The 11,458-nt window shown below is 41.7% G+C and carries 13 protein-coding genes; 10 read left to right on the plus strand and 3 right to left on the minus strand.

Going from position 1 to position 11,458, the window contains the following annotated elements; all coding sequences use genetic code 11:
- The first annotated feature begins 51 nt into the window (after positions 1 to 51).
- Positions 52 to 309 (plus strand): hypothetical protein, encoded by a 258-nt coding sequence (locus AC3EBE_RS18560; RefSeq protein ID WP_488596518.1) that lies wholly within the window; start codon positions 52 to 54, stop codon positions 307 to 309.
- 36 nt (positions 310 to 345) lie between these two features.
- On the opposite strand, the gene sspO is transcribed toward AC3EBE_RS18560, so the two are convergent.
- Positions 346 to 495 (minus strand): small acid-soluble spore protein SspO, encoded by a 150-nt coding sequence (gene sspO / locus AC3EBE_RS18565; protein ID WP_207499285.1) that lies wholly within the window; start codon positions 493 to 495, stop codon positions 346 to 348.
- A 332-nt stretch (positions 496 to 827) separates the two neighbouring features.
- Here sspO and acnA point away from each other — a divergent pair, with 332 nt between their 5' ends.
- From acnA to AC3EBE_RS18580, 3 genes are all read left to right on the plus strand, one after another.
- On the plus strand, positions 828 to 3,536 hold the full coding sequence (acnA, locus tag AC3EBE_RS18570) for an aconitate hydratase AcnA (protein ID WP_488596519.1): 2,709 nt from the start codon (positions 828 to 830) through the stop codon (positions 3,534 to 3,536).
- Between the two features lie 91 nt (positions 3,537 to 3,627).
- Positions 3,628 to 3,990, plus strand: a complete 363-nt coding sequence (locus tag AC3EBE_RS18575) for a hypothetical protein (RefSeq protein ID WP_488596520.1) — start codon at positions 3,628 to 3,630, stop codon at positions 3,988 to 3,990.
- A 221-nt stretch (positions 3,991 to 4,211) separates the two neighbouring features.
- The gene (locus AC3EBE_RS18580; protein WP_488596521.1) at positions 4,212 to 4,769 is read left to right on the plus strand and encodes a hypothetical protein; all 558 of its coding nucleotides are present in this window, start codon (positions 4,212 to 4,214) and stop codon (positions 4,767 to 4,769) included.
- Between the two features lie 29 nt (positions 4,770 to 4,798).
- Here AC3EBE_RS18580 and AC3EBE_RS18585 read toward each other — a convergent pair whose 3' ends face one another.
- Positions 4,799 to 6,085: an NCS2 family permease gene (locus AC3EBE_RS18585; RefSeq protein WP_488596522.1), complete on the minus strand. Its 1,287-nt coding sequence runs from the start codon at positions 6,083 to 6,085 to the stop codon at positions 4,799 to 4,801.
- A gap of 140 nt (positions 6,086 to 6,225) precedes the next feature.
- On the opposite strand from AC3EBE_RS18585, the gene AC3EBE_RS18590 reads away from it, so the two are divergent.
- Both AC3EBE_RS18590 and AC3EBE_RS18595 read left to right on the plus strand, forming a co-directional pair.
- A complete protein-coding gene (locus AC3EBE_RS18590) occupies positions 6,226 to 7,119 on the plus strand; it encodes a LysR family transcriptional regulator (protein WP_488596523.1) in 894 nt (297 codons plus the stop codon).
- A gap of 114 nt (positions 7,120 to 7,233) precedes the next feature.
- The gene (locus AC3EBE_RS18595; protein ID WP_488596524.1) at positions 7,234 to 7,770 is read left to right on the plus strand and encodes a DUF3231 family protein; all 537 of its coding nucleotides are present in this window, start codon (positions 7,234 to 7,236) and stop codon (positions 7,768 to 7,770) included.
- A 24-nt stretch (positions 7,771 to 7,794) separates the two neighbouring features.
- Here the strand turns inward: AC3EBE_RS18595 and AC3EBE_RS18600 are convergent, their stop codons facing one another.
- Positions 7,795 to 8,832, minus strand: a complete 1,038-nt coding sequence (locus AC3EBE_RS18600) for an NAD-dependent epimerase/dehydratase family protein (protein ID WP_488596525.1) — start codon at positions 8,830 to 8,832, stop codon at positions 7,795 to 7,797.
- A gap of 205 nt (positions 8,833 to 9,037) precedes the next feature.
- On the opposite strand from AC3EBE_RS18600, the gene mtnA reads away from it, so the two are divergent.
- The 4 genes from mtnA to AC3EBE_RS18620 all read left to right on the plus strand — a co-directional run bounded on the left by mtnA (position 9,038) and on the right by AC3EBE_RS18620 (position 11,273).
- Positions 9,038 to 10,087: an S-methyl-5-thioribose-1-phosphate isomerase gene (gene mtnA, locus AC3EBE_RS18605; RefSeq protein WP_488596526.1), complete on the plus strand. Its 1,050-nt coding sequence runs from the start codon at positions 9,038 to 9,040 to the stop codon at positions 10,085 to 10,087.
- Positions 10,088 to 10,241: 154 nt separating this feature from the next.
- Positions 10,242 to 10,763, plus strand: a complete 522-nt coding sequence (locus AC3EBE_RS18610; protein WP_488596527.1) for a redoxin domain-containing protein — start codon at positions 10,242 to 10,244, stop codon at positions 10,761 to 10,763.
- Positions 10,764 to 10,930: 167 nt separating this feature from the next.
- Positions 10,931 to 11,062 (plus strand): FbpB family small basic protein, encoded by a 132-nt coding sequence (locus tag AC3EBE_RS18615; protein ID WP_488596528.1) that lies wholly within the window; start codon positions 10,931 to 10,933, stop codon positions 11,060 to 11,062.
- A 67-nt stretch (positions 11,063 to 11,129) separates the two neighbouring features.
- A complete protein-coding gene (locus AC3EBE_RS18620; protein ID WP_488596529.1) occupies positions 11,130 to 11,273 on the plus strand; it encodes an acid-soluble spore protein N in 144 nt (47 codons plus the stop codon).
- Positions 11,274 to 11,458: the final 185 nt, after the last annotated feature.

Consider the following 11,458-nt stretch of genomic DNA (forward strand, 5'->3'; position numbering starts at 1 on the left):
AGAACTGTGCAATTTAACGGTATAAATTGATTACATCAGGAGGAAATTCACATGCCTTATCATAAAGATAAACAACAATCCTTTCAGGCTGCACAGCAGGGATTTGAAGATGCACAGGGGCTCTACGCCGAGATCGTTCGTGACAGCGCCAGCTATGGACATCAGCTAAAGCATTTGAAGAATGAAGTAAATGAGGCTTTCCAGCAAATTGAAAATGCACTTGAAAATGCCTCTGAACACCAAAGAGCCCAGCTCGAAAGATTTCAGCAGGATTTGAGAAGCATTGTTAATGAAGTAAATATGGAATAGAATCTAAGCGGAAGGGAAGCCTTCCGCTTTTTTACTTTATTGATTTTTCTTCCGTTTTTTATTATTCTGCTTTTCCATTTCTGTCAGTGGTTCATTTGCCATTTCCTCATTAAATCCCGCACCCTGCCCCTGGGCTTTTGCTGCATTGGCACCAGGGATGACATGATTTGCTTTTCTTTTCGCCATTTATCTCACCTCCAATGGCCATATTTTTCCCCGGTATGAACTGGACAATCCTAAAAATCATTTTAGTAAAATAACTTTCAAGTCATAATTAACTATGGAAGCTGCCTTGTTTATCTTGATAAAAAAGCGTTTTTCCTGCATTTAATAATATAACTACTTTTAGCATAAGGAAAACTTATCAAGCACAATAACTTTCTTGTTATTTACTTATGTCGAAGGTTATATTAATATTAAAATTGTGAGAAAAGTTAGGATGACGAAGAAGATTCAAACTTTTCGACAATTACTATTAATTAGTTTATGATGTTTACGTAAAAGAAGGGGGTAAACATATGTCAAACCAGGATGTTTTTAACGCCCGCAGTTCATTTGAAGTTGACGGGAAACGCTATCATTACTATAGCCTGGACGCACTTGAAAAAGCAGGAATCGGCAATGTATCAAAATTGCCTTACTCCGTAAAGGTTTTGCTTGAATCAGTATTGCGCCAGCATGATGGCTTTGTAATCACTAAAGAGCATGTTGAAAATCTAGCAAAATGGGGAACTAGCGAAGTTAAGGAAGTGGATGTTCCATTCAAACCTTCACGTGTCATTCTCCAGGACTTCACAGGTGTTCCTGCAGTCGTTGACCTTGCTTCATTAAGAAAAGCAATGGCAGACATGGGCGGAGACCCAGACAAGATCAATCCGGAAAAACCTGTTGACCTTGTAATCGACCACTCAGTTCAGGTTGATAAGTACGGTACTCCAGATGCACTTAATGTGAACATGGATCTTGAATTCGAACGTAATGCTGAGCGTTACCAGTTCTTAAGCTGGGCACAAAAATCATTTGATAACTACCGTGCTGTACCGCCTGCAACAGGTATCGTACACCAGGTAAACCTTGAATATCTTGCAAGCGTTGTCCATGCTGTAGAGACTGGAGATGGGGAATTCGAAACTTTCCCGGATTCATTGGTTGGTACTGACTCCCATACTACTATGATCAATGGTATCGGCGTACTTGGATGGGGTGTAGGCGGTATCGAGGCTGAAGCTGGAATGCTTGGCCAGCCATCTTACTTCCCAGTACCAGAAGTAGTAGGTGTTAAACTAGTAGGCGATATGCCAAACGGTTCAACTGCTACTGACCTTGCATTAAAAGTGACTCAAGTCCTTCGCAGCAAGGGTGTTGTAGGCAAATTCGTTGAATTCTTCGGACCTGGCGTTACATCACTTCCTCTTGCTGATCGTGCTACTGTTGCCAACATGGCACCAGAATACGGCGCAACTTGCGGATTCTTCCCAGTAGATGGTGAAGCACTTGATTATATGCGTTTGACTGGTCGTCCGGAAGATCACATTAAAGTCGTTGAAGCTTACTGCAAAGAAAACGGACTTTTCTTTGATCCATCACTTGAGCCAGTTTACACAGACGTAGTTGAAATCAATCTTTCTGAAATCGAAGCTAACCTGTCTGGACCTAAGCGCCCGCAGGATTTAATCCCGCTTTCAAACATGCAGAAATCCTTCCAGGATGCATTGACAGCTCCTGTTGGAAACCAGGGATTCGGCTTGAGCAAAAAAGAAATCAGCAAAGAAGCAGTAGTAGAGTTCAACAACGGCGACACTACAACAATGAAGACAGGTGCGATCGCAATCGCTGCGATTACTAGCTGTACAAACACTTCTAACCCTTATGTTCTTGTAGGCGCTGGTCTTGTTGCAAAGAAAGCTGTTGAGCTTGGAATGGAAGTTCCTAAGTTCGTTAAAACTTCTTTGGCACCAGGATCTAAGGTAGTAACTGGATACCTTCGCGATTCAGGCTTGCTTCCATATCTTGAATCATTAGGATTCAACCTTGTTGGTTATGGCTGTACTACATGTATCGGTAACTCAGGCCCATTAAAGCCTGAAATCGAAAAAGCTGTAGCTGACAGCGACCTGCTGGTAACTTCAGTTCTTTCCGGTAACCGTAACTTTGAAGGACGTATCCACCCGCTTGTAAAAGCAAACTACCTGGCTTCACCGCCATTAGTCGTGGCTTATGCACTTGCTGGAACAGTGGATGTTGATCTTCAAAATGACCCTATCGGCAAGGATAAGGATGGAAACGATGTCTTCTTCAAGGATATCTGGCCATCAACTGCTGAAGTGAATGAAGTTGTTCACAAAGTAGTAACTCCTGAATTGTTCCGCAGAGAATATGAAACTGTATTCAGCGACAATGAAAAGTGGAATGCAATCCAAACAAACAGCGATGCTCTTTACACGTTTGATGAGGATTCAACATATATCGCAAACCCTCCATTCTTTGAAGGATTGACTCCTGAAGCTGGAGAAGTAACTCCATTGAATAGCCTTCGTGTTGTAGGTAAGTTCGGTGATTCTGTTACAACTGACCATATTTCTCCTGCAGGTGCGATCGGAAAAGATACACCAGCTGGTAAATACCTGCGTGAAAAAGGCGTTGAACCACGTGATTTCAACTCTTACGGCTCACGTCGTGGTAACCATGAAGTCATGATGCGCGGAACTTTCGCTAACATCCGTATACGCAACCAGATCGCTCCAGGCACAGAAGGCGGCTTCACAACTTACTGGCCAACAGGCGAAGTCATGTCCATTTTCGATGCTTGCATGAATTACAAAGCAAATGGAACAGGATTAATGGTTATCGCAGGCAAAGATTACGGAATGGGATCATCCCGTGACTGGGCTGCGAAAGGCACTAACCTATTAGGCATCAAAACTGTTATCGCTGAAAGCTTCGAGCGTATCCACCGTTCTAACCTCGTATTGATGGGTGTATTGCCACTTCAATTCAAGCAGGGCGAAAACGCTGAAACTCTTGGCCTGACAGGTAAAGAGACATTCGATGTTCAAATCGATGAAAATGTACGTCCACGCGACATTATCACAGTAACAGCTACTGACGAAGATGGAAACAAGAAGACTTTCGAAGCTCTTGTACGTTTCGATTCTGAAGTAGAAATTGATTACTACCGTCATGGCGGTATCCTTCAAATGGTACTTCGTGATAAATTAAAAGCATAATTTAGTAAAGCCCCCTGATCGCTTTGATCAGGGGGTTTTTTATTAGTAAAGTTACTAGATTAGATGGATTGGGGGGCTAGGTATCCAGTTAGTGGTGGTATATAGACTTACTGGTGAAATAACCAGACTTACTGGTGAAATATCCAGACTTACTGGTGAAAAATCCGAACTTAATGGTGAAAAAACCAAACTTACTGGTGAAATATCCAGACTTACTGGTGAAAAATCCGAACTTACTGGTGAAATATCCAGACTTACTGGTGAAATATACAGACTTACTGGTGAAATATCCAAACTTACTGGTGAAATATCCAAAACTACCGGTGAAAAAACCAAACTTACTGGTGAAATATCCGAACTTACTGGTGAAATATACAGACTTACTGGTGAAAAAACCAAACTTACTGGTGAAATATCCAAAAATACCGGTGATAAATCGCATTTAAACTCGTAATATATTCCTTCCTCTCGGTGATATGTTGCCAGATCACTTTTTTTCTCGATTTTTTAGCATTTTTGTATGCCTGTTTTGTACTTTTTAACAGTAAAACTCAACATTTGAGCAGATAAACGACAAACACCCCTAAAACTTCCTGTTAATCGACATCTTCTCCTATTGAAATTTTCAGAAAAAGAGTTATGTTTAAGTTAGATGGATGTGAAGGAGTGAACTTTATGAGCTTAATCTCAGTCGTAGCCAGGGAAGATTTTATTTCAATTGTCGCAGATATCGGAAATCAGCAAATGTTGGAGAATCATATCAGAATAAAAGAAGTTATCCCGCAAACCGCCTTTATTGCTTTTTCTGGTGACGAAGAATATTCCAGCATGGCTGCTGTTGCCGCCGAAACACTGGTTAAGCAAGATTTCTGTCTGAAAGAAATTGCTGAAACCATCCAGTCATCCTTCAACAATGGGCAATTCTCCTGCGAAGCAAGCGGAAGAACCTTTGAAGCCATTCTGGCAGGTTATTCGCAGCAAGGGGAAGCTCAGTATCATGTTATCTCAAACGCTAAACCGCTTGAGTCATATTATCCTTGCGCAGGGGAGAGCCTATACTATGCAAACGGCCTTGAACCTATGATTGTCCTGGAAAGGTCCTTGAAGATGCACGGCATGGGAACTGTCAGCCAGGCCCTGTCCGCACAGATTCACTTAATTCAAGAGGCTGCAGAAGTGCTTCCTGACATCAATAAAGAAGCTTCAACTTTCGTCTTAAAAAGAGCAAATTAAAACCGCCTGAAACCAGGCGGTTTTGTTTTTTACAATGCATATTGAAGTATGAAATTACCCAGGAACAGCAATGCAATCATATAAAGCGCTGGCTGGATTTCTTTGCCTTTCCCCATTAACAGCTTCATTAGCGGGTAGAGGATAAAGCCAATCGCCATCCCATCTGCGATACTGTAGGTCAGCGGAATCAGCACAATGATCAAGAGAGCAGGGAAGCTCTCTAGTAAATCATCAAGCTTGATATGGGTAATATTCTGGAGCATCAAAACTCCAATCAATATTAAGACTGGTGAAACAGCACTTTCTGGCACCATTTTGATCACTGGGATTAACACAATAGATGCAAGGAACAAAAGCCCGGTAATGATGCTCGTCAATCCAGTTCTTCCTCCTGCAGCAATGCCGGCAGCACTTTCTACAGAGGAAACAGTTGGGCTAGTGCCGAAAATTCCTGCAGTAGCTACTGAAATGGCATTTGCCTGCAAAGATTTTTTATATTTTTGCGGTGCATTCAGCATTTTTGTATGGGCGTGAATCAAGCCGATATTTTCAAAGATAACAACCATTGCGAGTGAGAATGCTGTCAGCCAGAACACAAAGTTGCCTGCCTGGGCAAAAGATAATTGCGAGAAGACATTCCCGTATTCTGTGAAAGAAGGCAGGCTCCAGTTCATTCCGTCATTTTTAAAGTCCCCGAATATTATTGATAAAACAGAGGTGAAGACGATGCTTAACAGCAAGTTTCCAGGTACATTCCGTATAAAAAGGATTACTGTGACAATCAAGCCGACTAAGGTGATAAGTGCGGTCGAAGTGCTTAGATCACCAATTGCAAGCAAAGTATGATCTGAGCTCCTGATAATGCCGCTATTATCAAATCCAATAAGGATCAAGAGAATCCCTATCCCTACAGTAATGGCTTCTTTTAAAGAATCTGGAATCGATGCAGTAATGGTTTTTGCCAGCGGAGTAAACGCCAGGATCATGAAAAGAATCCCTGATACAAATACCATTGCTAATGCTTCCTGCCAGGTAAAACCACCTGATTGGACAATGGTATAAGTGAACATGGCGTTAAGGCCCATTCCTGGAATTACCAGGATAGGGGTATTGCTCCATACACCCATCAGCAGACAGCCTGCAAATACAGTAAGAATTGTTGCAATGATTCCAGCCTCCAGCGGTATGCCGGCAGCCGAAAGAATTGTCGCATTTACGATAATGATATAGACAACCGTAATATAGGATATTAATCCAGCAGAAAATTCTCTCCCTATCGTTGTCCCATGTGCTTTTAGTTGAAAGAATTTATCCATTTTATACTCCTCTCTCTATATATAAGATAAATTTTTCACGTTTTATACAAACAATGAAATTATCGTATCATAGACTAGATCCATATTTAAAATATATAATAAATATACAAATCATACTTTTTTCAAATAGTGAGGTAAAAATGGATATTAGACAGCTACGTTATTTCATTGCAATTGCGGAAGAAAAAAATATTACTGCAGCAGCAAATAAACTTCATATGTCCCAGCCACCTTTAAGCCTGCAGCTAAAGCAAATGGAAGAGGATCTTGGTGTTATGCTTGTCGAACGCCAGGGAAAAAAATTGGAATTGACAGACAAAGGACAGGTTCTTTATCGACATGCCCTGAACATTGTCCATTCAATTGAGGAAGTAAAAAATGAACTGCAGGAGACAGAGGAAGGGAAGAAGGGGAATCTGTCTATTGGCATCAACACGTTATCAGTACCGGAATTCCCTTATTGGATTGATCACTTCCATTCCTCCTTCCCATTGGTTTATCTTCGTATTGTCCAGAATGATTCAGCCTACCTGGCAGAACTCATTAAAAATCGGATTATCGAGCTTGCACTGATCAGACTGCCGCTCACCAGCAGGGATGTCAGCTATCTGCATTTATATAATGAGCCTTTTATTTTTGTCTGCCGAAAACAGGGAGAAGATGATATTACAATCGAAGAAATCAGTACCTATCCATTGATTCTTCCGAGTACAGAAGGGCTTGGGAGCTATAATATCATTCACGAAGCCTTTAGCAAGCAGCAGCTTCCTCTCAATGTAGTGTGTGAATGCTCAGACATGAAGGTGCTGTTGGAGCTTGTTTCTTCAGGTATTGGCTCAACAATTGTACCAAAATCTGTTTTTCAATCGTTTCCGCATACAGGCCTTTATGCAAGGGAAATTAAGGATTCTGTGCTTAAATCTTCGGTCGGCCTAATCTGGCTTAAGCAGCATTACCTATCTAGCCCTGCGAGGCATTTTATCGAATTAATAAAGGATAAGCTGAATTTGATGGAAGATATCAGCAGTAATTGACTTACTTTAGAAACACCATAAAAAGACTGGAGGGCATATGGGAGTAGAAATGCATAAATTGGCACCATCTTCCCAAAAATAATTGCACTGCAACAGAAAAGGGAGGTGCCCTCTTTGAATTTTTTTGAAGTGATGAAGGATGCATTCGGACCATTTATGGACGGAGAAAAAAAGCCTTTGCATGTAGGTGAGGTCATGAATCTGTGGTTTTACCTTCATGGTACAGAACAAACACTGCGCTATGACCAGCACGCATATAATTTAGCCCAGGACCCCGACTTACGGGAAAAGATCGCTGATATAATTGAAAATATCCACAGACCGATGATCAATGAGTTAACCCAATTTTTTAAGGACGAAGGAATCCCGCTTCCCGACATGGGTGCTGAAAAACTCGTTGGGGACTATAAGGGATTGCCGGAAGGTGCTGGAATGAATGATGAGGAAATCGCAAACCTGATTGCGTATAATCTAGTCGTAGGGATTACCTCAGCTGCGCGCGGAATCACCGAATCAGTCCGCTCTGATGTGGGATATTTATTTACTAAATATCAGATGATGAAGATCACTTTTTCATTGACTTACAAAAGTCTGATGCAGGAGAAAGGCTGGCTTAGAGTACCGCCAGTTTATATGACAGGGAAACAATAAAAAACAGCACACGAGTGCTGTTTTTTATTGTTTTCTCGCCAATGCCTCCAATAGGAATCGTTCCCTTTCACGGGTGATACCCGCCTTCCATGACTCTGGAGGGATTGGCTGTTCTTTCAGCCAATTATGGACTTCTGCGATCGTTTCCCTGAGCGGCCTAAACACAAGGCCATCATTTAACGCCTTTTCTATATTAATATGGAAGGCGCCTCTCCATGGCTCTGTATGTTCAGGACCTAATGGTGTATTAACCGGCAGCCAAAGCGGCATCTGTACCCAGGGGGAAACATCATGTTCAAGTAAAAAGCTTTCATGTGCCCAAATGAATTCCGCCTCGCTGCCAATAACTTTACGGCACTCATCCAAAACATCCCGCAGCAAAACAGAATGTCCAGTAGCGTTATAAGTCCCTGTATGCTTTCGTTCCATCATCCTTAAAATCCAGGCTGCAAGGTCTTTCACATCAATTAATTGAACAAAAGAAGTTTCTGGATCCCCTGGAGCCAGAATGACCCCGCCGGAAGCAACTCTATCAACCCAGTAAGGGAGGCGATCGGTATAGTCATTTGCACCGACAAGCTGGCCTGCACGTATATTCAATACCTTTCCAGGCATGTTTCTTTCCGCTTCAAATTCACATAATGTCTTAAACTGGCCATAATATTGCATCATAGGGGAAGCTGGATCTTTTGTCAGTTCATCTGCTGCTTGAACTGACATAGTCTGTACAGGGTAATCTTCCGTGATGCCTTTTTCAATCCAATCTTCATAAACGGATATACTTGAAACAAACGCATAGAAATCTGCTTGTTCCTTTAAAATTGCAGTCAAATTGCGAACAGACCGTGGAATCAGTCCAGAGGTGTCCAGCACTGCATCCCATCTATGACCCTTGAAATTTTCCAAATCATCATTTCTGTCCCCAACAAGTACTTCAACATCTTTTAGCAGGTGATTATTATTGCCACGATTAAAGACGGTAATTTCATGGCCTTTACTTTGTGCCTCCTCGACAAATGCCTTCCCCAGAAAACGGCTGCCTCCGATTACAAGTATTTTCATGTCTTCCCCCTAAATTAATTTTCTTAACAGATTTCTAAGTGCTTTTCTTTAAAATAACATATTGTTGAACTATTTAGATAATTTACCGGCAGACATTTTTCGCATTATTTTTTGAATTCAATTTGTTTTTTGTTTGCGCAATGTTGTTTAATTGTTAAAATGAATTTAGTTTTAGTTTGTCTTTATGGCATGAAGGGGGATCAGCATGGAAGAAACATATTTGCAATCAGTTAGATTTGACGGTGAAAAACTTTATATACTTGATCAGACAAAACTCCCACAAGTAACAGAATTTCTGGAAATAACAGAAATTGAAGACGTTTGGGATGCTATAAAGCAGCTTAAGGTTAGAGGGGCGCCTGCAATCGGAATTGCCGCAGCCTATGGGCTGGTGCTTGGGATCAAGAATGCTCCCCAAGATAGTTATAAAGAATTTTATGATTACTTTAAAAAGCAGGCCGATTATCTGGCTGGCTCAAGGCCGACTGCCGTAAATCTTTTTTGGGCTCTTAAAAGAATGGATTCCCGAGCTCAAAAGGAATCCGATAAGCCAGTAGCTGAAATTAAAAATTTGTTAGCTGAAGAAGCTCACTTAATCAGGCAGGAAGATGAAAATGTATGCAGCTCAATCGGTGAAAATGGTTTGGCATTATTCCAGGACGGTATGAGTGTCTTAACCCACTGCAACGCTGGAGGAATTGCCACTGCGCGCTACGGCACAGCTCTCGCTCCCATTTATCTTGCGAAGGAGAGAGGGATGGACATCAAAGTTTTTGCTGATGAAACCCGTCCTTTACTTCAGGGGGCACGCCTTACAGCTTGGGAATTGATGCAGGCAGGAATCGATGTAACGCTAATTACAGACAGCATGGCTGCAATGGTTATGCAAAAAGGGATGGTCCAGGCTGTTATCGTGGGCTGTGACCGAGTAGCAGCTAATGGTGATGTCGCAAATAAGATTGGCACATACGGAGTTGCGCTGCTGGCAAAAGCACATAATATTCCTTTCTATGTTGCAGCACCGTTATCCACGATTGACCTTGAAACCAAAACCGGCGAAGACATTCCAATTGAGGAACGGGCAGCCGAAGAGATTACGGCAGGATTCGGCAAGTCAACAGCTCCCGAGGGAGTGAAAGTATTCAATCCGGCCTTTGATGTTACACCGCATCATTTAATTACAGCTATAGTTACTGAAAAGGGAGTCCTCCGAGGAAATTATAGCGAAGAGCTTCCACGTTTATTTCAAAATTAATATGGGGAATATTTCAGCCGGGTGAATTCATTTCCCCGGCTTCTTTTTTAAAAACTTTCACAAAATCCTCGAAATTATCAACATTACTACTTTCAATATATAGATATAATTTGGTTAAACAACGTGTTACAGCACTGCCAAAAGGAGGCAACCCATGGTTAAAAAAGCGATTGGTGCCGGGATACTTGCTGGGCTGATCTTATTCATGATTTTCCAGCAGTTTTCAAAAGAAAGTGAAGCAGAACAGACGGCTGTAGCAGCCAATAATTCAGGACTGACAGAGGGAGTTCTTGCTCCATCTTTCACTCTGACAAGCCTTAACGGAGCCAAGGTGAAACTGGAGGATTATCGAGGCAAGAAGGTTCTTCTGAATTTCTGGGCAACCTGGTGCCCGCCTTGCAAAGCGGAAATGCCGGCAATGGAGAAGCTTTATAATAAATACTCTGGAGAATTTGAGATCCTTTCCGTGAATCTTGATCCTGAAAATGATGTCGCAGGTTTCGTTAAGGAAAAAAACCTTAGTTTCCCAATTCTGCTCGATAAAAAACAGGAAGTTCAAACACAGTACTCCATCATCTCAATTCCTACAACATATATGATTGATGAAAAAGGGATCATTATTAATAAACATATCGGCTCGATGACATATGGACAATTGAAAGAATTCCTCAAGTAAGTTCCTGTAACGGAGCTTATTTTTGTTTAATGGTAAATATTACTTTGTAAAATCACGAAAAAGATGGGTATGAATAAAATACGATTAAATTTTCAAAAAGTTGTAATAATTGCAACCGTTTCCGGACATAATAACTGTTAGAATGATGTTAAAGGATGGTGAACGACATGAGGAAACCAAGAAAGCGTTCTTTTGAAGAGCTTGTGATGGAAAATAAACGACAGCTTTTGAATGATCGTGATGCACTAGAGAAAATCGAGGCCCGCCTGGAACAAAAACGGTTGGGAAAAGCAGAGTAATTTCATACATTACCATAAATGATTCCTCTATTTTAGGCAAAACTTAAAATAGAGGAGGGGAAATCAAATGAGCAATCCAAAAAGGGACAGCAAGCACCACGTTCCAAGCCACCTTGGTACACAGCCACGCGGATTCAGCGGGAATAAAGGCAAGAAGATGCAGGATAAATCTGGCGAACATGCCCAGGTTATTCAGACAAAAGGTGAATAAGAATGTATGGAAGATACCTGCCGCTTCGGCAGGTTTTATTTTTGAGGCTGTGTTAAAGCTGAATGTTGATTTTTAACCCTGTTGATTGTAGTGGAAGGCGCGAAGACTCCTTCGGGATGAAGCGGGTAGGTGAGACCCCGCAGGAGCAAAGCGACGAGGAGGCTCACCGCACGCCCCGAGGAAAG

The organism is Mesobacillus sp. (assembly GCF_057785455.1).